Genomic DNA, 26,932 nt, shown 5'->3' with positions numbered 1-26,932 from the left:
GATCGACCTGATCGACGAGGCGGGCTCGCGGATGCGGATCCGCCGGATGACGGCGCCGCCGGACCTGCGCGAGTACGACGAGAAGATCGCGAATGTGCGGCGGGAGAAGGAGTCCGCGATCGACGCGCAGGACTTCGAGAAGGCCGCGGCGTTGCGGGATCAGGAAAAGCAGCTGCAGCTGAAGCGGGAGCGGCGGGAGAAGGAGTGGAAGGCCGGCGACATGGATGTCGTGGCCGAGGTGACCGAGGAGCTCATCGCCGAGGTTCTGGCCACCGCCACCGGTATCCCGGTGTTCAAGCTGACCGAGGAGGAGTCGCAGCGGCTGCTGCGGATGGAAGACGAGCTGCACAAGCGGATCATCGGTCAGGACGACGCGATCAAGGGGTTGTCGCGGTCGATCCGGCGCACCCGCGCCGGGCTGAAGGACCCGCGCCGTCCGGGTGGGTCGTTCATCTTCGCCGGCCCGTCGGGTGTGGGGAAGACCGAGCTGTCCAAGGCGCTGGCGGAGTTCCTGTTCGGCGACGAAGACGCGCTGATCATGCTTGACATGTCGGAGTTCATGGAGAAGCACACCGTCTCGCGGCTGTTCGGCTCCCCGCCCGGTTATGTCGGGTACGAAGAGGGCGGCCAGCTGACCGAGAAGGTGCGGCGCAAGCCGTTCTCCGTGGTCCTGTTCGACGAGATCGAGAAGGCCCACCCCGACATCTTCAACTCGCTGCTGCAGATCCTGGAGGACGGTCGCCTGACCGACGCCCAGGGCCGGGTGGTCGACTTCAAGAACACCGTCATCATCATGACGACCAACCTCGGCACCCGGGACATCTCCAAGGGCATCGGGGTCGGGTTCGCCCGCGCCAACGACACCGAGTCGAACTACGACCGGATGAAGTCCAAGGTGCAGGAGGAGCTCAAGCAGCACTTCCGGCCCGAGTTCCTCAACCGCGTCGACGACATCGTGGTCTTCCACCAGCTCACGCCCAAGGAGATCATCCAGATCGTGGACCTGATGCTCGCCCAGGTGGCCGAGCGCCTGAAGGACCGCGACATGGGCCTGGAGCTGACCCCGGCCGCCAAGCAGCTGCTGGCCGACCGCGGGTACGACCCGGTGATGGGCGCCCGTCCGCTGCGGCGCACGATCCAGCGCGAGCTGGAGGACACGCTGTCGGAGAAGATCCTCTACGGCGAGCTGCGGCCGGGCCAGGTCGTCAAGATCGACATCGAGGGCGAAGGCGACGCCGCGACGTTCACCTTCACCGGTGAGGCGAAGAGCCCGGCGGTCCCGGACTCGGCGGCCTCCATCGCCGAGGCGGTCCAGCGCTGATCCGCCTGCGATAACCCGTTCCACCCGAGGGGCGCTCCGTGAGGGGCGCCCCTTCGGCTTTTCGCCGTGCCTCGGTCACGGTGCGGTCACCTTCCCGCCGAGAGGGCGAGAACCGGTATCACGCCACCGGACGTAGTACTACACTTTGTAGAGTCCGCTCGCGGTATGTCCGAGCGCGGCCGGACGGAATGTCATCCCTGCGGCGTACCGGACAATCCGCTGCGGGGCGGACGCGGAGGACCGGGCACACGGGGGAAGCTCGGTCCGCCCGGGAGAGATCCCGGCGGTAGGAGGACCGGAGTCCCATGCGGTCGGGACACGCCCTGTGGGCGAATTGGCGGTCCGGAAGTGCACAAGCCTTGGAGGCACCTGATGCGCCTGTTGCACGACGACGGGACGCTGGTTCACCTGGCCTACAACGCGGGCGTACATCCCGCCGAGGATCTGGAGAACCTGATCGCCCACCTCACGCGCTACGCCGTGCCGGTGCGCAGGAAGCTGGGAGTCGACCGGCTGGGCATCGGGCTGTGGCTCGCTCCCGCCGTGGCGGACCACCTCATCGCCGATCGCATCGAGCTCGTACGGCTGCGCCGGTCGCTGGAGGAGCGCGGCCTGGAGTGCGTGAGCCTGAACGGCACCGGCGGGCGCAACCAGGAGGTTCCCGGACCCGACTGGGCCAAGCCCGAGCGCTACCGCTACACCATGGCGCTGGCGAAGATCCTCGCGTTCCTGCTGCCGGACGACGTGCAGTCGGGCGGCATCTCCACGATCCCCATCGGCTGGCGCCGCGACTGGCCGGCCGACCTGCACACCATCGCCTCCCGCCGGCTCGAACGGCTCTCGCGTGAGCTGCGCGGCCTCTACAGCGTCACCGGAAAGATCATCAGGGTCGGTTTCGAGCCCTGGCCCGGTTGCGTGCTGGAGACCACCGAGCAGGCCCTTGAGCGGGTCTGCGACATCGACTCCGATCACCTCGGCGTCTGCCTGGACGCCTGCCACCTGTCCTGCGGCGCCGAGGAGCCCGACGCGGCGCTGCGTGGCCTGGCCCTCGCCGGCGCCCCCGTGGTCAAGCTCAGCCATGTGCACAACCACAGCCAGGAGATCCCCAGCACCCAGCCGGTGATCGCCGACACGCTCACCGCGATCCTGTCCGGGGCGGTGAACGGCACCGCGCACGTCGAGGTGGAGGCCCACGACCTCACCTCCTCCAAGGCGAAGGGGCCCGCCGCCCTGGTGGCGAAGCTCGCCGACGAGCTCGACTGGACGCGCCGCAACCTCACCGCGCTCGGCCTCAAGCTCGCCGCCTGACAGGCGCCCGAGGCGGGGCGCCGGGCAGGCCGTCTTCGACTGCCGCCCCGGCGCCCGCCGAGGCGGTCAGTCGTCCCAGCCGGATGGGGGGCCGAGCGGCGCCTCGTCGCTGTCCACGAGCGTGCAGGGCGCGACGGGCCCACGGGAGATGTTCGCCCAGATGGCAGCGATCGTTTCGTCGGCGGAGACGTTGAACTCCAGCACCGCCGTCTGCCCGGGCTTGACCGCGGCCGGGTCGATGCGGAACCCCGGCTCGTCGGACGGCCAGATCAGGAACGGCCTGCCGTCGGCGGGGTGCTGCGCCTCCTGCCGGGACAGGAAGCTCGTGCTGCGGGGTTGAGGCGAGCATCGCTTCCCCATGGGGATGTAGTCGACGACCGCGTTCACCCCCATGCCGCGGAGCGTGGCCTCCAGCGGCTTGGGGTCCTTCGCCTGATCGATGGTGATCGTGAGCGTCCCGTCGGCGTTCCTCGACACGGCGTACGCGGGTGTCCCGCCGCCGAGAAGCGCTGGGACGCCCACGGCCGCCGCGACCCCCAGGGCCAGCGCGGAGGCCAGGAGGGCGGGGCGCAGCGGGCGTCGCCGGGGGCGCCCGGCCGACGTGCGGATTTCCGACATGATGAACTCCTTGAGTAGGCGACGCCGGTCGTTCGGGAGACGTGGTTCCGCCTCGAACGGCAGCAACCCGGCCAGCGCCTCGCGCTCGCCCTTGTTCATCGGCTCTCCTCCCCTATGGACCGGACCACGCTGTCGTGGTCACCCTTTACCTGTCGCCATCCGGAGGCCCGTTGCCGTTCCGCGGCGAGTTTCTCCAGCTTCTTGCGCGCCCTGGACAGGCGGGATCTGACGGTCCCGACCGCGACGCCCAGCGCCTGGGCCGCCTCGGCGTGGTCGAGCCCCGACCACACGCAGAGGGCGAACACCTCCTGCTCCTGGCGGCGCAGCGAGCCGAACGCCTGCCGGATCGCGGCCAACTGCTCGGCGGCGTCGATACGGCCGACGATCTCGTCGCTGAAGTCGGGGACGGGGTGGCCTCTGGGCATCCTCGCCAGCGCGTCGTCGTACCGCCTCGCCGCCCGGCGCAGATTCCGCGCCACGTTGGTCGCGATCCCGAGCACCCATGGCCGCAGGGACCCGCCGTCGGCGTCGATTCGATGCCGCAGCCGCCACGCCTCGAGAAAGGTCAGCGACAGCACGTCCTCGGCGACCGACCAGTCCCCGGTCAATCGGAAGGCGTGGCTGAATACCGGCCGTTCCATCTCCTCGAAGAGCGCTTCGAACGCCTCGGCATCCCCGTCACGTATCCGGGCGCGCAGTGACATGTCCACACACAAGCACTGTCCGGCCGGCCACCCTCGTTCCCGCCGGCTCCTCCGGAGCGCCGAGAAGGACGCCATGCTTCGCCTTCCGGGCGGCCGGGGTCAGGAGGGCAACTGGTAGGTGCCGTCGGGGAGGACCTCGGCCAGGCCGTCGTCCAGGAGGCCGTCCAGCGCGCGCTCGCGCTGCACGTGGTCGGCCCAGACGGCGTCCAGCGCCTCCTTGGGGACCGGCCCGTGCGCCTCGCGGAGCACGGCGAGCAGGCGGCCGCGGCACTGCCGGTCGGTCCCCGCGTACGTCTGGCCCTGCCGAGCCGGGCCGTCGTGGGCCGGACGTCCGGCCAGCCGCCACGCGCACTGCGCGGTGACCGGGCAGCGCTCGCAGCGGGGCGCCCTGGCGGTGCACACAAGCGCGCCCAGCTCCATCACGGCCACCGCCCAGCGGGGCGCGCCCACCGGGGGCACCAGCGACTCCGCGAGCCGCCGCTCGGCCGCCGTGGGCGCCTTCGGCGGATACTCCTCGCCGCGCACCGCCCTGGCCAGGACTCGCCGCACGTTGGTGTCGAGCACCGCGTGGCTGCCGCCGTACGCGAAGCTGGCCACGGCCGCCGCCGTGTAGTCGCCGATCCCGGGCAGGGCCCGCAGTTCGTCGTACGTGGCCGGCACGCGGCCGTCATGGTCGGCTGTGATGGCCCGCGCGCACGCGTGCAGGTTGAGTGCCCTGCGCGGGTAGCCGAGCCGGCCCCAGTGGCGTACGGCCTCGCCGGGGGACTCCTTCGCGAGCGCTTCCGGGGTGGGCCAGCGCTCCATCCACTCGGTCCAGATCGGCAGCACCCGGGCGACGGGCGTCTGCTGGAGCATGATCTCGCTCACCAGGATGCCCCAGGGGGTCGCGTCGGGACGCCGCCAGGGCAGATCGCGGTTGTGCTCGGCATACCAGTCGAGGATGGGCTCACGCAGGGAGGCGGACACGCCCCGACTGTACCGAGAGCCGCGCCGGCGCGCGTGGGACGCCCGATTGCGCAAAGACCCGGCGACGCTGTGATCTGGAGAAGGACAAGGTTCAGCGAGCCGTTCCCGGCTGCCCCCCAGGGCTCCCCATACTGTCCGTATGGATCCGGACACTTTCCGTGGTGACGTGGGCGTCGAGGGGGCGGACGTCTACTGGCGCCGCCGGGTGTCGGTGCTCACGGGGATGCTCGTCGTGGTGGCGGTCGTGGCATGGGCGTGCAGCAGCGCCTCCGGACGGCCTGACGAGACCGCCGCCGCTGTCAAGGCGACGCCCTCCGACCGCCTGGTCGTCTCGCTGCCCGCAGGGCTGGCCCCGAAGACGCCCGCCGTCTCCGGCGCCGTCGCGGGGCAGCCGTCGCCGTCCGCCTCCGCGAGCGTCTCGCCCTCGCCCGGCAAGCCGCGACGCCCCGGCGATCCGTGCGACGAGAAGGACCTCGTGCTGGCGCTGCAGACCGGCCAGGACGTGTACGGCAAGGGGGTCACCCCGTCCTTCCTGCTGACGGTGGTGAGCACGAGCAAGGTCGAGTGCACGGTGGACGTCGGGCCGCGCACGCTGGAGATGCGGGTGCTGTCGGGCGGCGATCGCGTGTGGTCGACGGCCGACTGCGTGGCGGGCGACGGCGTGGACAGGCAGCTGCTGGAGCGCGGCATCCCCTACGTCCGCTCGATCAAATGGGACCGCCACCGCTCGGGCAGCACGTGCGCCGGCAAGCGGCCGGCCGCCGACCCCGGCACGTACATCGCGACCGCCCACTCGGGCCGGTTGAAGAGCCCGAAGATCGTCTTCCATCTGCGCTGAGAGGGTGCCGGTCGTCCGGCGCCTCGATCGCCGCCTGATCGGGTATCCCGACCGGCGCACCGGGCGTCGTACGTCAGCCGGCAAATCTGGTGGCACTTCGCAACTGGTCGTGTTAGCGTCACTCCAACCGATTTCATTCTGCAATCAGTTTGGTCGTGGAGGGGATCGCCGTGCCGGTGACCGACGCTTCTGACACAGGCGTTTCTGACACAGGGCAGCGACAGAGCGCTCAGGAAAGGGCATCATGCGGCTCCTTCTCACATCCGCCGGCATCGCGAACGCGAGCATCCACGACGCGCTGGTCGACCTCCTGGGCAAGCCGATCGCCGAGTCCCACGCCCTCTGCATCCCCACCGCGTCATACGGGCACCCCCAGGGCACTCCTGTCGGCGCATGGCGTTTCATCAGTGGACAGTCCGCCCTGCCCATGTGCGAGCTGGGGTGGAAGTCCGTGGGAGTGCTGGAGCTCACCGCGCTGCCCAGCATCGGTGAAGAGCGCTGGATCCCCTGGGTCCGGGAGGCAGACGTCCTGCTGGTGAACGGCGGCGATGCGCTGTACCTGTGTCACTGGATGCGGCAGTCCGGGCTGGCGGATCTGTTGCCGTCGCTGAGCGAGACGGTCTGGGCGGGACTGAGCGCCGGGAGCATGGTGATGACTCCCCATATCGGGGAGGACTTCGTCCAGTGGAAGCCGCCCTCGGGTGACGACAGCACCCTGGGTGTCGTCGACTTCTCGATCTTCCCGCACCTGGATCACGAACTCCTGCCGGAGAACACCATGGCCGAGGCGGAAAGGTGGGCGGCCGGCATCCCGAATCAGGCGTACGCGATCGACGATGAGACCGCCATCAAGGTGATCGACGGCCATGTCGAGGTCGTCTCCGAGGGGCACTGGAAGCTGTTCACCCCCTAGATCATGAGCGTCGGCGACCTCTCCGTCCTCGTGCTCGCACCGCCGTGACCGAGCGCTCCTCAGCCGCTCCGGCAGGTCATCGAGTCGAACAGCCGCGCATCGATCAGAGGTAGCGCTCCAGGATGGACGACTCGGCGAGCCGGGACAGGCCCTCGCGGACGCTGCGCGCCCGGGTCTCACCCACGCCGCCGACGGCCTGGAGGTCGTCGGTGCTGGCCGCGAGCAGCTTCTGCAGGCCGCCGAAATGGCTCACGAGCCGGTCGACGATCGCCCCGGGGAGGCGGGGAACCTTGGTGAGCAGCCGGAAGCCGCGCGGGCTGACGGGCGTGTCGAGCGCGTCGCCGCCGTGGTGGCCCAATATCTGCGCCACCTTCGACAGGTCGAGCAGGTCGCCGGACGACAGTTCGTCCAGCTCCCGCATGGCGTCGGCGTCCCCGTACGGCCGCGCGCCGAGCGCACCGGGCGCGTAGTCGCGGATGATCTGCACGCGGTCGGTCTCCACGCCCGCGAACAGTTCGTCGAGCTGGAGGGACAGCAGCCGCCCGTCGGTGCCGAGCTCGACGACGTATCCCTCGATCTCGCGGGCGATGCGGCGGACCATCTCCAGCCGCTGGACGACGACGGCCACGTCGCGGACCGTGACGAGGTCCTCGATCTCCAGGGCCGAAAGGTTGCCGGAGACCTCGTCGAGCCGCTTCTTGTAGCGTTCGAGCGTCGCCAGAGCCTGGTTGGCCTTGGACAGGATCGCGGCCGACTCCTCCAGCACGTAGCGGATGCCGTCGAGGTAGAGCGCGATGATCCGCATCGACTTGCTGATCGCGATGACCGGGAGCGAGGTCTGCCTGGCCACCCGCTGCGCCGTGCGGTGCCGGGTGCCGGACTCGTCGGTGGGGATGGCCGGGTCGGGCACGAGATGCACGGCGGCCCGCACGATCCTCAGGTGGGCCGTGTCGAGCACGATCGCGCCGTCCATCTTGGCCAGCTCGCGCAGGCGGGTCGCGGAGAACTCGACGTCGAGCGTGAACCCGCCGGTGCAGATGTCCTCGACCGTGCGGTCGTACCCGAGGACGATCAGTCCGCCGGTGTGGCCGCGCAGGATGCGCTCCAGCCCGTCGCGCAGCGCCGTCCCCGGGGCGAGCGCGGCGAGCACGGCCCTTCTGCGGTCGTCGATCGCCTTGTCGTTGTCCAGCACATGCACCCCAGTGGGCTCGCCCGGTCGTTATCCGTCAGATCGTCTTCCTACCGATCCCTTGCCGCGGCGAGATCCGCGAGGCGCTCCGCAGGCGCCCTGTGAAGCCCGCCGGGGGCGCGGGGGCGAGGCCACGACCGACGGGACAGGCAACAGAGTTTACCGGCGTGATGCCGTGCTCACCGGTGTGACGGCCGATCACCCCGCGGATCTCATGAGGTTGAGCGCGTCCCACACGTTCTCCACCTCCGTGACCTCGAAGCCCGGCGCGAACGGCGTCGTACGGCCGGCCGGCGAGCGCAGCGCCACGAGCCGGCCGGGCTTCGCCGCCGCCTCCAGGCGCGGGCCTTCCTCCTCCAGCGAGCCGGTGGGCACCAGCGCCCGGGTGAAGCCGAGCCGGGCCGCCTCGGCCAGCCGCCGCCTGACGTCCCGCACGGGCCGCAGTTCGCCGGCCAGGCCGACCTCGCCCAGCGCGACGAGCCCGGCGGGCAGGGCCTGGTCGCCGGCCGCGCTGACGACCGACAGCATCAGCGCGAGGTCCACGGCGGGGTCGGTCAGGCGGATCCCGCCCACGGTGGCCGTGAAGACGTCGCACTTGCCGATCTTGGCGTGGAGCCGCCGCTCCATGACGGCGAGCACCATCGCCACCCGGTAGGAGTCGAGACCGGAGGACGTGCGGCGGGGCTGGGGGGCCTCGGTCGGGCCGACCAGGGCCTGCAACTCGGCCGGGATCGGCCGGGTGCCCTCGATGGTCACGGTGACGCAGGTGCCCGGCACCGGCTCGGGATGGCGGGAGACGAACAGCCCGCTGGGGTCGGCGATCCCGGTGATGCCGCGCTCGTGCAGGTCGAAGCAGCCCACCTCGTCGATCGGGCCGAACCGGTTCTTCACCGCGCGCACCAGGCGCAGCCGCGAGTTGCGGTCGCCCTCGAAGTGGAGCACGACGTCCACCAGGTGCTCCAGCACGCGGGGGCCGGCGATCGTGCCGTCCTTGGTCACGTGGCCGACGAGCACCGTGGACATGGCCCGCTCCTTGGCAAGGCGGACCAGGTTGCCGGCGACCTCCCTGACCTGGGTCACGCCGCCGGGCACTCCGGTCGCGTCGGCCGAGCCGATCGTCTGGACCGAGTCGACGATGAGCAGGCTCGGCTGCACCTTCTCGACGTGCGCCACCAGGGCCGACAGGTCGGTCTCGGCGGCCAGATAGAGCCTGTCCTCGATAGCGCCGATGCGGTCGGCGCGCATGCGCACCTGGGCGGCCGACTCCTCGCCGGTCACGTAGAGGACCGTCTCGCCCTGCGCGGTGCGGGCGGCGGCCTCCAGCAGCAGCGTCGACTTGCCGATGCCCGGCTCTCCCGCCAGGAGCACGACCGCGCCGGGGACGAGACCGCCGCCGAGCACGCGGTCGAGCTCGGGGACTCCGGTCGTCCGCGAACTGACGACCTCGGCCTTCACCTGGCCGATCGGGACGGCGGGGGCGGAGACCGCGCCCGGCTTGACCACGTGGACGCCCTGCCGGGCCCCGGCCTCCTCGACCGTGCCCCACGCCTGGCACTCCCCGCACCTGCCGACCCACTTGACCGTGGTCCAGCCGCACTCGCCGCACCGGTACGCCGGTTTCGCTGCCTTGCTCACGTGCGGGAGGTTACCGGCCGCCGCCGACAATCCCTTCAGGAAAGCGGCGGCGGGGCGGGAACTAGGCCTGCGGCTGCTCCGGCGCGTAGAAGGCGGTGGTGCCGGAGACCGCGGCGGTCACCACGTCGTCCGGCGCGCCGGAGGCCCGGTATGCCTCGCCCCACAGGGTGCTGCTGAGCCTCATGAGCTCCCGCGCCTCCTCCGACTGCTCCCACGCGGAGGGGTCGTCGATCATCTCGCCGCGCAGGTGCAGGCCGAGCCCGAGCAGCGCCAGGTCCCAGCCGACGCCCGTGGCACCCGGCCCGAACCGGTCCCAGAACTCGGGCGGCACCACGGCGACGTGCTCCAGCTCGAACACGGTGTGGCCATCGCCCTCCGGGCTCAGCCGCACCTCGACCTCGCTGAAGCCGGGGTTCTCGCCGAACAGCCAGCTCACCCGCAGCAGCCGCGGCGGCTCGCACCGCAGGATCTCCCCGCCCGCGTTGCCCTGGAGCTGGTAGTGCCCGCCGAGTTTCAGCTCGCCGCTCACCGGGAGGAACCAGCGGCTGATTCGCTCGGGGTCGGTGCAGGCGTCCCACACGTCCTCGACGCCGGCGTCGTAGGTGCGCCGCAGCAGCACCGTGCGGGCTTCGCCTTCGGGCAGGTCGCGCGTGCCGACCGTGCGATGGGCTTGGTTGATCATGTCGATGAAGTCGCTCATTGGCCGCTCTTCCTCGTCGGTCCGTCCGTCGTGGGCTGCGTGATGGGCATCGCCGCCGCCGTGCCGCCGCTCCCGTCTGCCCCGTGCCAGTTCGGTGCCGAGCGCGTCGATCCGCTGCTCCAGGAAGCCGCGGAACCGCTCCAGCCAGGCGTCGGCCTCCCGCAGAGGCGCGGGTTCGACGGCGTACAGCCGCCGCGTGCCCTCGGCGCGTACGGACGCCAGTCCGCACTCGCGGAGCACGCGCAGATGCTGGGAGATGGCCGGCTGTGAGATCCCGAACTCGGCACGGATGACCGAGGTGAGCGCGCCCGACGTCTGCTCGCCATGGGAGAGCAGCTCCAGGATCCGGCGTCGCACCGGATCCCCCAGCGCGTCGAATGCGTGCACGCGCCCACTATGCCGAGAGCCACTTATAAAAGTCAACGCTTATATAAGCAGCTCTCGGCAAGACAGGCGTGACCTAGAAGTGGCCCGCGAGGTCGGCGAGCAGCAGCCGCTTGGGCTTGGCGCCCCTGATCTGCTGGACGATCTCGCCGTCGCGGTAGAGGTTCAGCGTGGGGAAGCCCAGGACGTTGTAGCGCTGGGCGATCTCGGGGTGGTCGTCGGCGTTGATCTTCGCCACCGTGAGGCGGTCGCCGTACTCGGCGGCGATCTCCTCCAGGATCGGGGCGATCATCTTGCACGGCGGGCACCAGTCGGTCCAGAAGTCCACCAGCACGGGCTTGTCGCTGTGCAGCACCTGCTCGTCGAAGTTCTCAGCGGTCAGTGTGATCATGACTCTCCTCGTCGTAGGAGACAGCCGGGGCAGGCGTCGGCGAACTGGGCGGCCACCTCCGAGCGGCGGGCCAGCAGGTCGCGGATCTCCCGGTCGATCTCGGCGAGCTTGCGCCGGTAGACGGCCACCGACTCCGGGCAGGAGCCTCCGGACGGGTGTCCGGACCGCAGGCAGTCCACGAACGGGCGGGCGTCCTCCAGCGTGAAGCCGACCGACATCAGCTCGCGGATCTCGGTGACGATCCGGACGTCCGACTCGTCGTACTCGCGATATCCGTTGGCCGAGCGGCGCGACCGGATGAGCCCCCGCTGCTCGTAGTAGCGCAGCGCCCGGGTGCTCACTCCCACGCGCCGGGCCAGCTCGCCGATCCGCATCGGCCCCTCCTCGGCTGTCCTGGCACGACGGTAAAGCTTGACGCCGGTGACAAGGTCAAGCCCGGATTCAGAATTCCCGCCAGCGCAGGACGTTCGGGTAGTCGACGTCCAGGCCCTCGATCTCCCGCAGCGCCTCGCCGGCCACCTCGGGCGTGAACTCGATGCGCAGCACCGCCTCCAGGTCGGCCCTGGTACGGAACGTCATCCGCAGGTCCAGCTCCTCGCGCCGCCAGCCCTGCCGGGACCAGAAGCGTTCCACCGCCTCGGGGGAGTACGACGGCAGCGACCGGCGGAACCAGCGGCCGAACGCTCCGCGCGAGGCGTCCACGTCCACGACGAAGGCCGCGCCGCCCCGGCGCAGCACCCGCCCCAGCTCGCGCAGGCCGGGCTCGCAGCCGGGCCCGAAGAAGTACGCCCACCGCGCGATCGCCACGTCGGCCGACGCGTCGGGAAGGGGCAGCGCCTGCGCGGTGCCCGTACGCACCGAGACGCCGGGCAGCGACGCGCAGCGGGCGGCGGCCTGCGCGGCCAGGCCGCCGTGCGGCTCGACGCCCACGACCCGCCCGGCGGACGCGGCGAGCACGGGCAGATGGAAGCCGCTGCCGCAGCCGATCTCGACCACGGTCGCGCCGTCCCAGGGCCGTACGGCCCGCATCGCGGCCTCGGCCGCGCCCGCGGGTCCCACGGCGAGGTTCTCCAGCTCGTAGATCTGGGGAGTGTTCCAGATGTTCGGACTGGGTACGGCCCCGCTCACGATCCGTGCCATGCGCCCCACATTAGTTCGCGACCTTGGGTAGTTGATTGTGGCGAAGCGGCGCACGGCGCGGGTGCGGCTTAGGCTGGATCCGTGAACGGGCGCATGGAGCGAACGGACGGCCACGGCCACGGCACTGGAACGTGCCCGCGGGCCGCCAGGGGAGGCTGGCCTCATGAGTGACATCCGCGTGCCCAGCGGCAAGGTGGCGCTGTCGACGGCGTCGGTGTACCCGGAGCGTACGCCGGACGCCTTCGAGCTTGCCGCCCGGCTCGGGTACGACGGCGTAGAGATCATGGTGGGACAGGACCCGGTCAGCCAGGACATCGAGGTCCTCGAACGACTGCGCGACCACTATGAGATCCCGATCCTGGCCGTGCACGCGCCCTGCCTGCTGGTGACCCAGCGGGTATGGGGCCGCGACCCGTGGCTGAAGCTGCGCAGGGCCCGCGAGGCGGCCGAGCGGCTGGGCGCGCAGACCGTCGTGGTCCACCCGCCCTTCCGCTGGCAGCGCGACTACGCCAGGGAGTTCGAGAAGGGGCTGGCCCGGATGCGCGAGGAGACGGACGTCGTCTTCGCGGTGGAGAACATGTTCCCGCTGCGGGCCAGGGGCAACGAGGTCGTGCCGTACGCGCCGGACTGGAACCCCATCGACTTCGACTTCCCCGACGTGACGCTCGACCTGTCCCATACGGCGGTGTCCGGGTCCGACGCGATGGAGATGGCGACCAAGCTGGGCGAGCGGCTGGCCCACCTGCACCTGGCCGACGGGGTGGGCACCACGAACAAGGACGAGCACCTGGTGCCCGGCCGGGGGACGCAGCCCTGCGGGCCGATCCTGGAACGCCTTGCCGGCAACGGTTACCGGGGCCTCGTCGTCCTGGAGATCAACACCCGCAAGGCCACCAGCCGCAGCGAGCGGATCGAGGATCTGACCGAGGCGCTCGCCTTCGCGAGGCTCCACTTCGCCGCCTCCTCCACGGCCTCATGAACGAGCGGCTCGCGGACAGCCACCGGGTCTTCGACCGGGTCTCCCAGGAGTACGACGCGGCGAGGCCGCACTACCCGGAGGCCCTCTACGTCGCGCTGGAGACCCTGTCGGGAGTCCGGCTCGCGGGGGCGACCGTGATCGACGTCGGAGCGGGCACGGGCATCTCGACCCGGGGGCTGCTCGACCGCGGCGCCCGGGTCGTCGCCGTGGACCGCGGCGAGCAGATGCTGGCCCGCCTGCGCGCCCGCACGGCCTGCCCGGCGCTGCTGGCCGACGGGAACGACCTGCCCTTCCGCGCGGGCGCGGCCGACCTCGTGACGTACGCCCAGTCGTGGCACTGGCTCGACCCGGCGCTGTCGGTGGCCGAGGCCGTACGGGTGATCGTGGGCGGCGGCGCGGTGGCGGGCTGGTGGAACAGCGTGGATCCCGGCAAGGCCGACTGGCTGGCGGCCAACCAGGTGCGGCTCGCGGAGTCGTGCCCCGGCTACATCGGGCCGGTGCTGCCCGGGTGGAGCATGCCGCCGATCGCCGCGGCCATGTCCGACGCCGGCCTCGCCGTGGCCGACACCTGGGTCGACTGGACCAGGTCGGTGCGGCTGGAGGACTTCCTTGTCGACCTGCGCTCCCACTCGTACATGGCGAGGATGGAGGGTGACGTGGTGGCGGAGCTGCTCGCCAGGGAGCGCGCCGAACTCGGCCGGGTCTTTCCCGACGGGCGGCTGACCGTCCCCATGCGCGTGTATCTTGCGGTGGGCCGCAGGGGCTGAGCTTGAGCGGGGAGCGATGTGACGACGGAGGTGCCGGAGGTCTCGGGCGGCAGGCGGCGGCCGGGGCGCCGGCCCGGCCGGCGTCCGGGCTCGGCGGACACCCGCGGGGAGATCCTCGCCGCGGCGCGCAGGGTCTTCGCGGAGAAGGGGTTCGACAAGGCGACGATCCGCGGCATCGCCCGGGAGGCCGGTGTCGATCCGGCTCTCGTCCACCACTATTTCGACAGCAAGGAGGGCGTGTTCGTCGCGGCCATGCGGCTGCCGGTGGACCCCTCCGCGGTGCTTCCCCTCATCCTGTCAGGGCCGCGTGAGGAGGTCGGCGAGCGCATCGTCCGCTTCATCCTGACGATGACGGCCGACCCCGCGGCCAGGGAGCCGCTGCTGGGGCTGGTGCGGACGGCGATGGTGAACGAGCAGGCCGTCGGCATGGTCAGGGAGTTCTTCGCGACGGCCGTCCTCGGGCGGGTGGCCGAGGCGCTGGACGTTCCGCCGTTGCGGATGGAGGCGGCCTTCGCGCAGTTGTTCGGCGTGGTGATGACGCGGTACATCCTCAGGTTCGAGCCGATGGCCTCCGCCGACGTCGAAGAGATCGTCGTGTTGGTGGGCCCCGCCATGCAGCGCTACCTGGACGGATAGATTTACGGACGCCCCTCTCATACCCCTTTGTAGAGCTTTGTTCTAGTATCGAGCCGTCGGCGGGAAACGCAGTGACGAGCGCCACTCGCCGAGCGTGACGCAGGATAAGTTACTCGCCGGTACCATTCGGGAAGCGTAGGCGTTATCCACAGGGCGGGACACGACCGCCCACGTGAGGGCGCCGCGCCCCTACGCTGGCCGCCGACGTTCGATATGGGAGGGACTCGTGCTCTGGGTAGCGATTGTGGGCCTCATCGCGACCGCCGTGGCGGTCGGGCTGGCGGGCCGTCGCGTGCTGTTCCTCTATCGGCTCGCCACCAGCGGCCAGCCGGCCCCGGAGCGGATCGAGTACGCCAAGGAGCACGCCGGCGCCGAGATCAAGGCCCAGCTGGTCGAGGTCTTCGGCCAGCGCAAGCTGCTGAAGTGGACGCCGTCCGGCACCGCCCACTTCTTCGTCATGTGGGCGTTCTTCATCCTGCTGACGGTCTACATCGAGGCGTACGGCGCGGTCATCCAGGGTGCGATCACCGGGCACAGTGATTTCCACATCCCGCTGATCGGGACCTGGCCGGTGCTGGGCTTCCTGCAGGACTTCATCGCGGTCGCCTGTCTGCTCGGGCTGGTCGCGTTCACCGCCATCCGGATCAAGAACTCGCCGAAGAAGCTCGGGCGCGGCTCCCGATTCTCCGGTTCGCACCTGGGCGGGGCCTGGCTGGTCCTGTTCATGATCTTCAACATCATCTGGACGCTGTTCCTCGCCCGGGGCGCCGCGGCCGCCAACGGCAACTTCCCCTATGACTCCGGCGCGTTCGCCAGCCTGGCCATCGGGAAGGTCCTGCCGCACAGCGAGCTGCTGGAGCAGATCGCCCTCCTGCTGCACATCGGCCTCATGCTGGTGTTCCTGGTCATCGTGGTGAACAGCAAGCACCTGCACATCTTCACCGCGCCGCTGAACGTTCTGTTCTCCCGCCGTCCCGACGGGATGGGCCCGGCCCAGCCGATGCGCAGCAACGGCGCGGTGCTCGATTTCGAGGAGGCCGACCCCGACACCGACGTGTTCGGCCGCGGCAAGATCACCGACACGACCTGGAAGGGCTTCCTCGACTTCTACACCTGCACCGAGTGCGGCCGCTGCCAGTCCCAATGCCCGGCCTGGAACACCGACAAGCCGCTGTCGCCCAAGATGCTCATCCTCGACCAGCGGGACCACGCCTTCGCGGTCGCGCCCTACCTGCTGGCCGGGGACAAGGAGAAGGAGAGCTTCTCCGAGGACGTGCTGGCCCTGCTCGACAAGCCGCTCGTCGGTGAGGACGGGGTCATCCACCCCGACGTGTTGTGGTCGTGCACCAACTGCGGCGCCTGCGTCGAGCAGTGCCCGGTCGACATCGAGCACATCGACCACATCCTCGACATGCGCCGCTACCAGGTGATGATCGAGTCGTCGTTCCCGTCCGAGGCGGGCGTGATGCTCAAGAACCTGGAGAACAAGGGCAACCCGTGGGGCATGTCCGAGATGAAGCGCGCCGAGTGGATCGAGGAGCTCGACTTCGAGGTCCCGATCATCGACTCGACGATGCCCGAGGACGTCGAGTACCTGTTCTGGGTCGGCTGCGCCGGCGCGCTGGAGGACCGGGCGAAGAAGACCACCAAGGCCGTGGCGGAACTGCTCCACATCGCCGGGGTCAAGTTCGGCGTGCTCGGCCCGATGGAGGCCTGCACTGGCGACCCGGCCCGCCGCCTGGGCATGGAGTTCCTGTTCAACATGCTCGCCCAGCAGAACATCGAGACGCTCAACGAGGCCGGCGTCAAGAAGATCGTGGCCACCTGCCCGCACTGCTTCAACACCCTCGCCAACGAATACCCGCAGCTCGGCGGCACGTATGAGGTCGTGCACCACACCCAGCTGCTGGCGCATCTGGTGGAGGAGGGCAGGCTCACCCCGATCACCCCGATCGAGGAGAAGATCACCTACCACGACCCGTGCTTCCTGGGCCGGCACAACAAGGTCTACGCCCAGCCGCGCGACATCATGGCCAAGGTGCCCGGCGTTCAGACCCAGGAGATGCACCGCTGCAAGGAACGCGGATTCTGCTGCGGCGCCGGCGGCGCGCGGATGTGGATGGAAGAGCGAATCGGAAAGCGCATCAACACCGAGCGGGTGGACGAGGCGCTGACCACCGATCCCGACACCGTCTCCACCGCCTGCCCGTTCTGCCTTGTGATGCTCGGCGACGCGATCAACGAGAAGAAGAACGCCGGTCAGGCCAAGGAGTCGCTGGAGGTCGTGGACGTCGCCCAGCTCCTCATCAAATCCATCAAGCAGGAGTAAAGCGGCCTTTGCCGTGATCGTGAACTATTTGTGGAAATCCCCGGTCAAGGCGAGGGAATGAACGGTGTTTCACGGAAGAGTGACAAAGGCTTTCTCCACATAACAGGAAAATCACGGTAACCTCAACGTTGGCTCAATCGACGGGGAGGGGGCTGGACGGTGGGTGTGGTCGTCATCGACGCGGAGGTCACCCTGGCGGACGTCCTCTCCCTGCGTCTGTCCATCGCCGAGCCGCTGGCGGACGGCACCCGCCTGGTCCTGCGGCAACGGGGCACGGGTGAGGAACGGCGGGTGACGCTCGGCGCCTCCGGCGGGCGTACGAGGGACGCCAGCGTCGCGGTCTCCCTCGCGCCCCTCGGCCTCGGTCCCGGCCGCTGGGACACCTACCTCGAACAGGACGGCGTCCGCGCCCGCATCGAGAGCGCCGATCCCGGGTTCTCGCTCGACCGTCTCGACGCGTACGCGCTGGGCCGCCGGACGCTGGCCTACCGGGCCTACCGCACACGCAACGGATTTCTGGCCCTCAAGATAGACCCGGCGGAGCCGGTCGCCGACGTCCGCGCGGTGTGGTTCCGCGAGGGGCGCTTCGAGGTGACCGGGCTGCTGGCCTACACCGGCCTGGACGACGACGACCAGCACCGCCGCGCCACGCTCGCGCTGCGTCACAGCGACTCAGGCCACGGCGACCCGGGTCGCGGTGACTCAAGGCACGGCGACTCACGGCACGGCGACTCACGGCACGGCGACTCAGGGCACGGCGACCCGGGTCGCGGCGAGCAGGACCACAGCGACCCGAGGCACGGCGACCTGAGGCACGGGGAGCAGGGGCTCGACGACCCGGCCGCGACCGTGCGGTTCGCCGCCACCGTCCAGGGGGTCCGGTTCCACGCCGCGCTCTCGCTGTGCGATGTGCTGGCCGCCACCCCCGACTCCCAAGGCTCCTGGGAGCCCTACCTGGAGGTGGACGGCGTCGACGGCGCGCTGCCGCTGGGCGCCAGGCTCGACGACGTCGAGGGCAAGCGCCGCCGCGTCCACTATCCCCACGCGCTCGTGGACGGCGTGCCGATCCGGCCCAGCTTCACTCCGGGCGACGAGCTGCTGCTGGAGGTGGGAGCGTGAAGATCGCGTTCCTGCTCCCCTCGGCGTACGGCATGCGCGGCGACGTGCGGGCGATGCTCAACCTCGCGGGAGGGCTGGCCTCACGGCACGAGGTGGAGGTGGTGAGCGTCCGGCGCACCAGGGAGACGCCGTTCTTCCCGGTCGACCGCCGGGTGACGCTGCGCTGGCTCGTGGACGCCCGGCCGGGTGTCCATCACCTGCTTCCCCGGGGACAGGTGCGCACCGAGGTGGCGCTCTGGCGCATGCTGCGGGGCCTGCACGCCGACGTCCTGATCACCAGCCGGCCGTCGCTGAGCGTGCAGGCCGCCAGGTATGCCCCGCGGGACGTCGTCCGCATCGCCCGGGAGTGGAGCAGACCGTCGGTGCCCGGCCCGGTGCGCCGGTTCTATCCACGCCTCGACGCCGTGGTGGCGAGCACGGCCGGCCGGCGGGAGGAGTGGGTGCGGCTGCTCGACGACGATCTGTCGGTCCACGTCATCCCCGACGCCCTGCCCGGGACGCCCTGGCCGCGCTCCCGCATGGACAACCGGATCGTCAGCGCCGGGGGCAGGCTGGTGCCCGGCAAGTCGTACGACCAGCTCGTGCGGGCCTTCGCGATCGTCGCCGACAAGCGGCCCGACTGGCGGCTGCGGTTGTACGGCGGGGGCCCGGAGGAGCGGCGGCTGCGCGCCCTCGTCCGCGACCTCGACCTGCACAACCACGTGTACTTCATGGGCACCACCCCCGACCTGCCCGGCGAGTTCGCCAAGGCGTCCATCGTCGCGGTGCCGGCGCGGCACGAGGTGCTGGGCATGACGGTCATCGAGGCGTTGAGCTGCGGGGTGCCGATCGTGGGCTTCGCCGGAGCCCGCGGGCCCGCGGAGTTCCTCCGGCCGGGCCACGACAGCGTGCTGGTCCAGGAGGGGGAGGGCGGCGACGCCGAGTCGCTCGCCTGTGCGCTGCTCGCCCTCGTCGACGACGAACGCCGCCGCATGAAGCTGGCGGCCGGGGCGCTGGAGACCGCGTCCCCCCACGCCGTGGCGGCCGTCGCGATCCGCTGGGAAGAGCTCATGTACGGCCTGCGCTCCCGCCCCTGACGAGCGTCAGCGGACGGATGCCTTTCTTGATCGGTTCACGGCTTGTCGTCTTCAGGTCCGCGCTCCGGAGAGCCGGAATGTGAGTAGGGGGTTACTCATGTACCGGCGGTGGGGTGCGGGACAGGATGCGATCACGGGGGCCGGGAGTGTCCCCGCCCGCGATCCGTTCCTTGCTCTCTCCCGGAGGAAGACATGCTCACACGTTCCGGCAAGTTCGTGGCGATAACCGCATCGGGGTGCCTGGCGATGTCGGTGCTCGGGGTCACGGGGGCCGCCGCCGAGACGGCGTTCGCCCCTGACACCTGCGCCAGCGGGTACGTCTGGCGCGGCGCAAGGCCCAGCGACCACGTCTGCGTGGACCCGTCCGTGCGCGACCGTACGCGCTCGGAGAACGCCTCCGGCGTCTGGCACGCGTGCACGACCGGGTTCGTCTGGCGGGAGGCATACCCCGGTGACTACCGGTGCGTGGTCCCCAGCTCCCGCACCCAGGCGCGGCGCGACAACGACAGTGCGGTCCGCAGGCTGGCCTGGGTCATCATGGTGAAGCGCAACCACGCCGGCAGCAGGCCCTCCTGCGACGGTGGAAGCTGCTCCACCACCAACGAGGGGCCGTACCAGACCGTGGTCGTCCGCGGCTACTACCTGACGCCGGGTATCCAGGTCACCATCCAGGTCAAGCGCGCCTCGGATGACCGGGTGCTGTGGCAGGGCCGTACTACGGCGCAGGCGGGCGGTAAGGGACCGGCGGGCAGTTACTCGATCGACACTGAGCGGGTGCTGTGCGGTGGCAGCTCGTTCGCGCCGCCGCTCACCGCCTATGTGGTGGTGCGCGGTGACGGCGGGCAGTGGTCGCCACGTGTGCCGATCGCCTGGCGGCCCTGCGGACTCGTGTGATCAGGGGCTCTGGGCGTGCGGACGATGCTCACAACCTGACGGTGGTCGCCGGCTCTTCCTCTGTCAGGGCGGCAATCAGCGACTACGGATGAGCCGGTGCTATCCCTCCGGCCCGCCCAGGAGGGCGGCGAGGGCGGTGCGGTCGTTGACGCCTGTCTTGTCGTAGACGGCGTACAGCGTGTTGGCCACGGTCCGGACGGACACGACGAGCCGCTCGGCGATCTCGCGGTTCGTCAGCCCTTGGGCGGCCAGCACGGCGATCTCGCGCTGCCTCGGCGTCAGACCGGGGACGTCGAGGTCCATCAGCGCGAGCGTACGGGCGCCCTGGCAGCGCTGGGAGAGCCGCCAGGCCCGCGTTTCCGCCGTCCGCATGCCGCGCCACAGCCCGGACTCGCGGTGGCGGGCGGCTGCCTGCGCCGCCGCCTCGGCCGCGTAGAGCAGCAGGCCGAGCCGTTCGAAGCCTTCCGAGACCGCGTAGAGCTCCCCGCCGTCGCGGGCGGCGGCATGCCGCGCGAAAAGGGCGACCAGCGGACTCTCCACGTCGAGCGCGGCGAGCCGTGCGGAAACGAGGTCAGGACGGCCCAGTCTGACGACGTCGTGCAGCGCGAACGGCACGTCGCAAGGCAACGCGCTCTCGGCGGCCTCCAGGCAGATCTCGACAGCCCCGGCGACGTCGCCGCGCCCGGCCAGGGTCCATGCCTTGGCGAAGCGGAGGGGCAGGACGACGTACGGGCCGATCGGCATACCCGTGGCCTCCGCGCGCGCCAGGACCTCCTCGGCCGCGGCGGCGTCACCGAGCAGCGCGTACGCGTGCGCGAGCTCGCCCAGGCAGGCTCCGGCCAGCACGCTGCGGGCGGGCAGCCGCACGACGGTGTCGCGGGCCGACGCGAGGGCCTCGGTGAGCCGGCCGCGCAGCCGCAGCACGCGGGCCTTCGCTGCGCCGAACTCCAGGATCGCCCGTGTCCAGCTGCCGAACTGGCCCCCCAGGCCGTATCCCTCGTCGGCGAGCCGCTCGGCGGCGTCCAGGTCACCGAGCAGCAGCGCGGCGCTCGTGGCGTGCCCGGTCAGAGCGGCGGACAGGCTGCGCATGGCGTCGGGTTCCTTCGCGAGCCGGGCGCCGGTCTCCTTCACGCGGGCCAGGCATTCCGTGGCCCGGCCCCGCGCCAGCAGGACGGCCGCCTCGGCCCCGCCGATCATGCGTTCGCCGTGCGGGCTGAGCGGGCCCATGTCCCGCGTGCGCGCCAGCAGGTCCTCGGCGGCGGCGAGGTCGCCGGTGAGGGTGGCCAGGACGGCCTGCATGATGAAGATGCCCTGCCGTCCGTCGACACCGCGGGCCAGCCGGGTGGTCTCTTCCAGGACGGCTCGTGCCCGCGGAACGTCCCCGAGCCCGACGGTCAGGTTCAGCGCGCGCTGCACGCCGAGGTCGATCCGGGCCGTCTCGCTCATCTCCACCGCCCAGGCGGTGGCGTACATCTCCTCGGCCTCGGCGTGCCGGTCGGCGTAGAACAGCACGGTGCCGAGCGCGGCCAGCGCGGGCCTTCCGCCGCCGGCTGCCACGGCCGCGCGTCCAAGCCGTAAGGCCAGCTCCAGGTCGCGGACGACCCTGGCGCGCTCGCAACCGGCCAGCAGTAGCCCGGGATCGCCGGTCATGCCGCCGTCCAGCCGCCAGACCGCCACCCTGAGCACGTCCTCGCGCCGTCGTAGCCCGGCCTCGGTGACCGCCTGAGCCAGCCGGCGTGTCACCGTGCGGGCGCGCAGCACGCCACAACCGTCCCTGATGACCTCGCCGTAGAGGGGGTGCGCGAGCCGTACCTGGAGCCGCCGGCCGTCCCGCTGCACGGTGACGAGCTGCCGGTCCTCCAGGTGTTGGACGGCGTCGAGGGACCCGAGGACGGCTAGCAGGTCGGCGCCGAGCGGCTCGCCGTAGGCCAGCAGCTCCAGTGCCTCCCGCTCATGCGCGGTCAGTTCGCCGATGCGGCCGGCGATGGTCTCACGCAGCGTTGGTGTGATCGTCAGCGGCCCGCGCCAGCGCCACACGTCCCCATCCTCGGTGAGGATTCCGGACAGTACGAGCTCGTGCAGGTAGAGCGCGTTGCCCTGGCTGGCGCGCCACAGCCTGGCCACGGTCGCGGCCTCCACCCGGCCGCCCATGGCGGCCTCCAGGACGGCCGCGGTCTCCTCCAGGGAGAACGGCTCCAGCTCCAGCCGCGGCACCAGGCCGTCCTTCCACAGCGCGTGCACCGCGTCCGGCGCCGGTGTCCGGCTGCGCAGCGTCACGATCACGCGGGTGCCGCCCCTCGTCACGAGGTGGTGGACGAGCGCGGCCGAGGCCGGGTCGAGCAGGTGGGCGTCGTCCACCACCAGCACCGGCGCACGCAGCGCGGCGGCGGCCCAGCCCAGCGGGTTGCCGGCGGGCGGTGTGGCGGGCAGCAGCGGGGCGAAGGCGCCGAGGGGAAGCTCTCCCGCGGCGGCAGTGGCCCGCGCCCACGCGACCCGTTCGAGATCATGGACGGCCTGCGCCACCAGGCGGCTCTTGCCCGTCCCCGGCGGGCCGGCGACGACCATGCCGCGCCCGGCCGACCTGATCGCCGCCAGTTGCGCTGCACGCCCGATGAACGGCCAGGAGGCTGCCACGGCGAAAGCGTATTTGAGTAGGCCGTGCTCATGCGAGGGCGATTTCCGGGCGGCAGGCTGGGCCCATGATCCTGACACCGGCGACCGGTCTGACGGACCTGGTCCGCGAGAGCCTCGGCGATCCCCTGGCCGAGATCGCGGAGCAGCACGTCGAGCCCTTCCACTTCGGCTCCGGAGCGCTGTCGACGGCCTCGCTCCATCGCGTGCGCGGCACGACGACCAGCGGCGTGAACTGGTCGTTCTTCGTCAAGTCGATCCATGCGATCAAGCACTCGGCCTGGTTCGAGAAAATGCCCGAGGAGATACGGGCCGACGCGCTGGCGCAGTTCCCCTGGCGGGCCGACGCGGACGCCTATCTCGCCCGTCGCCCGATTCCCGACGGGCTGCGGCTGCCCCGCATGTACCGGTTGGACGACCTGGGGGACGACCGGCTCGTCATGTGGCTGGAGGACGTACCGGTCGCGCCCGCCACGTGGGATCTGGACCGCTACCGCGCCGCCGCCCGCCTGCTCGGCGATCTGGCCGCCGCACGGCCCGTGGCAGGCCGGTCCTCGACGCCGCGCGAGCCGCTGAACCGTGGACTCCACTGGTTCTGCGCGGGTCCGGTCGCCAACCTGTTCCTGCCGATCCTGCGGGACCCGGCGACGTGGCGCCACCCTCTCGTCGCCCGGCACGCCGACCCCCTGCTCCAGACCGACCTGCTCGCCCTCACCGACCGGATCGGCCCGCTGCTCGACGCGCTCGACCGCCTCCCGCACACCCTCGTCCACGGCGACGCCGGCCCCATGAACCTGCTGATCCCCTCCGACGGCTCGGCCGAGTTCGTGGCCGTCGACTGGAGCTGGCCGGACCCTGCGGCCGTGGGCTTCGACCTCGGCCAGCTCCTGGTGGGCCGGGCGCACACCGGCGAACTCGACCCCGCCGACCTGCCCGCCGTCCACGAGGCGATCGAGGCCGCGTACGCCGCCGCGACGGCCGGGATCGCGGACCCCTGCGAGGTCTCCTTCGGCTACGTCGCCGCGCTCGTGCTGCGCAGCGCGTGGACCGCGATCCCCCTCGAGCTCCTTGACCATGAGCCCACCCCCGAGCTACACGACCTGTTCCGCAAACGGGTCGCACTCGCCCGATTCATTGTCGACCTGGGGCGGTCGTTTCGTCTCTGAGACGGATGCCGACCACCGCGGCGGGCTCAGGCCCGAACGGGCCCCGGAACCGCCAAGAAACCGAGATCCCGGAAATGAGTAGGCCCTACTCATGAGGAATCCGCCCGTCACACCCACTCTGGATCACATGAAAGGGGAAAAAATCATGTCCTTCGCGAAAATACGTCGTGCCCTTGCCGTCGCCTCGACCGCGATCGCCGGCCTCGCTCTCACCGGAACCGGTGTCGCCCACGCCAAAACCACCTACTACGAGATCGTCGCCGAGCACAGCGGCAGATGCTTGGACGTTCAAGACGCCAGTCGCGCCCACGGCGCCAACGTCCTGCAGGCGTACTGCGTGAATGGATACAACCAGCAGTGGGCTCTCGTGCCTACCGACAGCGGCTACTTCAAGCTCGTCGCCCGGCACAGCGGCAAGTGCCTGGACGTACAGGATGCCAGCCGCTTCCACGGCGCCAACGTCCTGCAGGCGACCTGCTGGTCCCCGGGTTACAACCAGCAGTGGAAGATGCGGACGATGGGGGGACCTAAATGGCGCGGCACCGGCACCCCCTTCGAGCTGATCGCCCGGCACAGCGGCCTGTGCTTGGACGTACAGGACGCCAGTCGCGCCCACGGCGCCAACGTCCTGCAGGCGATCTGCAAGGGCCGCCCCAACCAGATCTGGCGTCTCCGAACCCCTTAAGCGTCAGTTCTCGGGCCGCCGATACCGTAGCGCCGGTGCCCCATCAGGACAGATCCACAGGCCGCAGGCCTCCGAGAGGCGGTCTCAGCGTCACCACGGTGACGCCATGCGGGGCGTGTGCAATGGGCGGGGGCGGGCTGGGGTCAGTCGCCGGGCTTGTTGAGGTACGCGATGGCGGCGACGACGGAGTCGTGGATCGGCAGCTCCGTGTCGAGGCCGGTGATCCTGAGCATCCGGGCGAAACGTCCGTGGGCGCCGCTCAGCGCCAGGCGCCCGCCGGCCGCCCTGACGGCGTTCAGGGCTCCCATGAGGACGCTCAACCCGGTCGAGTCGCAGAACTTGAGCCCTTCGGCGTCGACCACGATCAGGGGCGGCGTGCACAGCCCGACCGCCTCGGCCAGGCAGGTGCGCAGTGAGGCGGCGGAGCCCAGATCCAGGTCGCCGAACATCCGGATGACGACGACGTCCTCGTCCAGAACGGTGAGCATGGAGAAGATGCCGGGCTGTCCGTGCCTTTCCGGTTCCACTGCGCTCGCCTCTGCTCACCTGGCCCTGCCGTCGGGCCGTCGCCTCACGGCCCGCCGGAGCTGCTGTGCGTCAATGATTGCACATGGCAAAGAATGCCGGGGCCGACCGTCAGGGTCGTTCCCTGCGGACGAGCAGCATGGCGGCGTCGTCCGGGACGGGCCCGCCGACGTGCTCGACCAGGTCGCGTTTCAGCAGGTCGAGAGCGTCCTGCGGATCGCCGGTCCGCAGCAGGGAAGGCGCCCGGTCCTCCAGAGGATAGAAGTCTCCGCCCTGGTCGCGCGCCTCGCACACGCCGTCGGTGTAGAAGAGGATCTCGTCGCCCTCGTGGAACGCGCATCCGTACGGCTCGGGGCCCGCGGGGGCGAGCGCGACCAGGCCGAGCGGCGGCGCCTCCTGGCGCGGTTCGAGCCGCTGGACCCGGCCGTCGCGGCCGAGCAGCAGAGGCGGCGGGTGGCCGTAGTTGAGCAGTGAGATCTCGTGCTCGCGCACCTCCGCGAGCACGGCGGTGACGAACTTCTCCCCGCCCAGTCGCTGCGCGAGGTGGTCCTCCAGACGCCGGCCGACATCGGTGAGCGCCGGTGCGTCGTAGGCGGCCTCCCGGAAGGCGCCGACCACCGAGGCCGCCGTCTCCACCGCGTCCAGCCCCTTGCCCTGCACGTCGCCGACGATCAGCCGGACGCCGCCCGGCCCTCTCGCGATGTCGTACAGGTCCCCGCCGATGCGGGCGTCCTGTGTGGCAGAGGTGTAGGACAGGGCGATGCGCAGGTCGCCCGCGCGGCGGGGCACCGGGTGGAGCAGCACGCGCTGGGCCGCCTCGGCGACGAGGCGGGCGTCCGCCAGCCTGCGCTCGCCCTCGGCCCGGAGCCGGCACGCCAGCATGGCGGCCGCGGTGACCCCGACGATCGCGACCAGTGTCACGGTGATCCGCGGATGGGTGAGCAGGTGGTCGTGGTAGGCCAGCGGCGCGGACAGGACGAGCGCGACCAGCCCGGCCAGCGCCGTGTGGCGCATGCCGCCCGTCACCGTGGCCAGCGCGGGCCCGAGGGTCAGCAACGGCAGCAGGCCCAGGGACGGCCCGACGAGCAGGTCGAGCACCACCACCGCCGCCATGGCGGCGAACGGCAGCGTACGAAGGACAGCCTGGGTTCCCATCCGCGACTCCGGGGTCGCCTCGAACCGGTTCATGGATGCATTCCCGCGACCGCCCGCCCTACCCGCCGTATCGGGGCGGCGACGCTCGATACCGGTTCTGGGTATCGTTGAAGGATGCACGGGTACAGCGGGGACAAGCAGGCGTACCTCACCCGGCTGCGCCGGATCGAGGGACAGATCCGGGGGCTGCAGCGGATGGTGGACGAGGATGCCTACTGCATCGACATCCTCACCCAGGTCTCGGCGGCCACCCGCGCACTCCAGGCGGTGGCGCTCGGGCTGCTGGAGGACCACATCGCCCACTGCGTCGCCGATGCCGTCAAGAGCGGAGGCCCGGAGGCGGACGAGAAGGTGAAGGAGGCCTCGGCGGCCATCGCCCGGCTCGTCAGGTCGTGACTCGGGCCTGTCAGGTGCCGCGTGCCAGGTCGTGATCCCGGCTCGTCACCGCCGGTTCGCCACTGCGGCTCGTCGCCGTCGGTTCGTGACGATCCGTTCGTCAGGACCTGTTCGCAACGGCCGATCGCCCGTCCGGCCGACCGCACGGATCATTTCGGTTGAGCAACCGTCCCGGGCCCACCAGATGCCCGGGACGGTCCGTGCTCAATGCCTTCAGCGGCTCGCCGAAGTCCGCAATCCGAGCGCGTTGTCGAGCTCTTCCAAGGTCAGTCGGTTCTCCGTGATGTTCACGGCCTCCAGCACCTCGGCGTAGAGCGCGATTTCGTCCAACGCGACACGGTCGTGGACCCGAGAGTCCAGGTCGTCGTGCCCCACCGCGTCGTCCTTCCTTCCGCAGCCCACACCCATCACGAGGTTACGTCCGGGTACCCTGCCGCGACATGGCCCATCGTGACCATTCCGACCCG

Annotated in this window: 27 protein-coding genes; 14 read left to right on the top strand and 13 right to left on the bottom strand. The window is 70.9% G+C overall.

The features are described 5' to 3' along the window. Both BXA11_RS38410 and BXA11_RS38405 read left to right on the top strand, forming a co-directional pair. The coding region (locus BXA11_RS38410) for an AAA family ATPase (protein WP_143734769.1) at window positions 1-1,321 on the top strand (1,321 nt) is incomplete at its 5' end. 372 nt (window positions 1,322-1,693) lie between these two features. Further along, on the top strand, window positions 1,694-2,629 hold the full coding sequence (locus BXA11_RS38405) for a TIM barrel protein (protein ID WP_076442641.1): 936 nt from the start codon (window positions 1,694-1,696) through the stop codon (window positions 2,627-2,629). Between the two features lie 66 nt (window positions 2,630-2,695). Here the strand turns inward: BXA11_RS38405 and BXA11_RS38400 are convergent, their stop codons facing one another. The 3 genes from BXA11_RS38400 to BXA11_RS38390 form a co-directional block, all read right to left on the bottom strand. Further along, window positions 2,696-3,346 (bottom strand): hypothetical protein, encoded by a 651-nt coding sequence (locus BXA11_RS38400; protein WP_076442638.1) that lies wholly within the window; start codon window positions 3,344-3,346, stop codon window positions 2,696-2,698. Next, window positions 3,343-3,951: an RNA polymerase sigma factor gene (locus BXA11_RS38395; RefSeq protein ID WP_076442636.1), complete on the bottom strand. Its 609-nt coding sequence runs from the start codon at window positions 3,949-3,951 to the stop codon at window positions 3,343-3,345. Before BXA11_RS38395 ends, BXA11_RS38400 begins: the two co-directional genes overlap by 4 nt. 99 nt (window positions 3,952-4,050) lie before the next feature. After that, entirely contained in the window at window positions 4,051-4,917 is an 867-nt protein-coding gene (locus BXA11_RS38390; protein WP_030512301.1) for an HhH-GPD family protein, read from the bottom strand. A 139-nt stretch (window positions 4,918-5,056) separates the two neighbouring features. On the opposite strand from BXA11_RS38390, the gene BXA11_RS38385 reads away from it, so the two are divergent. Continuing rightward, on the top strand, window positions 5,057-5,755 hold the full coding sequence (locus BXA11_RS38385) for a hypothetical protein (RefSeq protein ID WP_030512302.1): 699 nt from the start codon (window positions 5,057-5,059) through the stop codon (window positions 5,753-5,755). A gap of 244 nt (window positions 5,756-5,999) precedes the next feature. Next, window positions 6,000-6,668, top strand: coding sequence for a Type 1 glutamine amidotransferase-like domain-containing protein (locus tag BXA11_RS38380; RefSeq protein WP_076442634.1), 669 nt, complete (start codon window positions 6,000-6,002; stop codon window positions 6,666-6,668). Window positions 6,669-6,771: 103 nt separating this feature from the next. Here BXA11_RS38380 and disA read toward each other — a convergent pair whose 3' ends face one another. From disA to BXA11_RS38345, 6 genes are all read right to left on the bottom strand, one after another. Next, on the bottom strand, window positions 6,772-7,860 hold the full coding sequence (gene disA, locus BXA11_RS38375) for a DNA integrity scanning diadenylate cyclase DisA (RefSeq protein ID WP_231514192.1): 1,089 nt from the start codon (window positions 7,858-7,860) through the stop codon (window positions 6,772-6,774). Window positions 7,861-8,055: 195 nt separating this feature from the next. After that, window positions 8,056-9,492 carry a DNA repair protein RadA gene (radA, locus tag BXA11_RS38370; protein WP_076442632.1) on the bottom strand — a complete coding sequence of 479 codons (1,437 nt, stop codon included), beginning with the start codon at window positions 9,490-9,492 and terminating at the stop codon, window positions 8,056-8,058. A gap of 61 nt (window positions 9,493-9,553) precedes the next feature. Then, on the bottom strand, window positions 9,554-10,579 hold the full coding sequence (locus BXA11_RS45885) for a metalloregulator ArsR/SmtB family transcription factor (protein ID WP_373320630.1): 1,026 nt from the start codon (window positions 10,577-10,579) through the stop codon (window positions 9,554-9,556). Window positions 10,580-10,652: 73 nt separating this feature from the next. Continuing rightward, window positions 10,653-10,967, bottom strand: a complete 315-nt coding sequence (gene trxA, locus BXA11_RS38355; protein ID WP_030512307.1) for a thioredoxin — start codon at window positions 10,965-10,967, stop codon at window positions 10,653-10,655. Next, complete coding sequence (locus BXA11_RS38350; RefSeq protein WP_030512308.1) at window positions 10,964-11,341, bottom strand: MerR family transcriptional regulator; 378 nt, start codon at window positions 11,339-11,341, stop codon at window positions 10,964-10,966. The genes trxA and BXA11_RS38350 overlap by 4 nt, the downstream gene beginning before the upstream one ends. A gap of 67 nt (window positions 11,342-11,408) precedes the next feature. Continuing rightward, window positions 11,409-12,107, bottom strand: coding sequence for a class I SAM-dependent methyltransferase (locus tag BXA11_RS38345; protein ID WP_076442630.1), 699 nt, complete (start codon window positions 12,105-12,107; stop codon window positions 11,409-11,411). A gap of 163 nt (window positions 12,108-12,270) precedes the next feature. On the opposite strand from BXA11_RS38345, the gene BXA11_RS38340 reads away from it, so the two are divergent. From BXA11_RS38340 to BXA11_RS38305, 7 genes are all read left to right on the top strand, one after another. Further along, window positions 12,271-13,086, top strand: coding sequence for a sugar phosphate isomerase/epimerase family protein (locus BXA11_RS38340; RefSeq protein WP_036409336.1), 816 nt, complete (start codon window positions 12,271-12,273; stop codon window positions 13,084-13,086). After that, window positions 13,083-13,853, top strand: a complete 771-nt coding sequence (locus BXA11_RS38335) for a class I SAM-dependent methyltransferase (RefSeq protein WP_076442628.1) — start codon at window positions 13,083-13,085, stop codon at window positions 13,851-13,853. Before BXA11_RS38340 ends, BXA11_RS38335 begins: the two co-directional genes overlap by 4 nt. 18 nt (window positions 13,854-13,871) lie before the next feature. Next, window positions 13,872-14,489, top strand: a complete 618-nt coding sequence (locus BXA11_RS38330) for a TetR/AcrR family transcriptional regulator (protein ID WP_239105145.1) — start codon at window positions 13,872-13,874, stop codon at window positions 14,487-14,489. 226 nt (window positions 14,490-14,715) lie between these two features. Further along, complete coding sequence (locus BXA11_RS38325) at window positions 14,716-16,818, top strand: (Fe-S)-binding protein (RefSeq protein ID WP_076442626.1); 2,103 nt, start codon at window positions 14,716-14,718, stop codon at window positions 16,816-16,818. Between the two features lie 159 nt (window positions 16,819-16,977). Continuing rightward, window positions 16,978-17,937, top strand: a complete 960-nt coding sequence (locus tag BXA11_RS45150; protein WP_239105144.1) for a hypothetical protein — start codon at window positions 16,978-16,980, stop codon at window positions 17,935-17,937. Continuing rightward, a complete protein-coding gene (locus BXA11_RS38310) occupies window positions 17,934-19,013 on the top strand; it encodes a glycosyltransferase (protein WP_076442624.1) in 1,080 nt (359 codons plus the stop codon). The genes BXA11_RS45150 and BXA11_RS38310 overlap by 4 nt, the downstream gene beginning before the upstream one ends. 192 nt (window positions 19,014-19,205) lie before the next feature. After that, complete coding sequence (locus BXA11_RS38305; protein ID WP_076442622.1) at window positions 19,206-19,907, top strand: hypothetical protein; 702 nt, start codon at window positions 19,206-19,208, stop codon at window positions 19,905-19,907. Between the two features lie 99 nt (window positions 19,908-20,006). Here BXA11_RS38305 and BXA11_RS38300 read toward each other — a convergent pair whose 3' ends face one another. After that, window positions 20,007-22,541, bottom strand: a complete 2,535-nt coding sequence (locus BXA11_RS38300) for an ATP-binding protein (RefSeq protein WP_076442619.1) — start codon at window positions 22,539-22,541, stop codon at window positions 20,007-20,009. A 65-nt stretch (window positions 22,542-22,606) separates the two neighbouring features. Between BXA11_RS38300 and BXA11_RS38295 the strand changes: the two genes are divergently transcribed. After that, window positions 22,607-23,704, top strand: a complete 1,098-nt coding sequence (locus BXA11_RS38295; protein WP_076442616.1) for a phosphotransferase — start codon at window positions 22,607-22,609, stop codon at window positions 23,702-23,704. Window positions 23,705-23,849: 145 nt separating this feature from the next. Next, the gene (locus BXA11_RS38290) at window positions 23,850-24,389 is read left to right on the top strand and encodes an RICIN domain-containing protein (RefSeq protein ID WP_076442614.1); all 540 of its coding nucleotides are present in this window, start codon (window positions 23,850-23,852) and stop codon (window positions 24,387-24,389) included. A 143-nt stretch (window positions 24,390-24,532) separates the two neighbouring features. Here BXA11_RS38290 and BXA11_RS38285 read toward each other — a convergent pair whose 3' ends face one another. Both BXA11_RS38285 and BXA11_RS38280 read right to left on the bottom strand, forming a co-directional pair. After that, the gene (locus tag BXA11_RS38285; protein ID WP_083744886.1) at window positions 24,533-24,916 is read right to left on the bottom strand and encodes an STAS domain-containing protein; all 384 of its coding nucleotides are present in this window, start codon (window positions 24,914-24,916) and stop codon (window positions 24,533-24,535) included. A gap of 109 nt (window positions 24,917-25,025) precedes the next feature. Continuing rightward, a complete protein-coding gene (locus tag BXA11_RS38280; protein WP_204053858.1) occupies window positions 25,026-26,102 on the bottom strand; it encodes a PP2C family protein-serine/threonine phosphatase in 1,077 nt (358 codons plus the stop codon). Between the two features lie 81 nt (window positions 26,103-26,183). On the opposite strand from BXA11_RS38280, the gene BXA11_RS38275 reads away from it, so the two are divergent. Next, the gene (locus tag BXA11_RS38275) at window positions 26,184-26,465 is read left to right on the top strand and encodes a metal-sensitive transcriptional regulator (RefSeq protein ID WP_030512322.1); all 282 of its coding nucleotides are present in this window, start codon (window positions 26,184-26,186) and stop codon (window positions 26,463-26,465) included. Window positions 26,466-26,678: 213 nt separating this feature from the next. On the opposite strand, the gene BXA11_RS43775 is transcribed toward BXA11_RS38275, so the two are convergent. Further along, window positions 26,679-26,840, bottom strand: a complete 162-nt coding sequence (locus BXA11_RS43775; protein ID WP_167538777.1) for a hypothetical protein — start codon at window positions 26,838-26,840, stop codon at window positions 26,679-26,681. Window positions 26,841-26,932 lie beyond the last annotated feature (92 nt).

This window comes from Microbispora rosea, from assembly GCF_900156315.1.
Classification (GTDB): domain Bacteria; phylum Actinomycetota; class Actinomycetes; order Streptosporangiales; family Streptosporangiaceae; genus Microbispora; species Microbispora rosea.
This window is presented reverse-complemented; position numbering and strand designations above follow the sequence as displayed.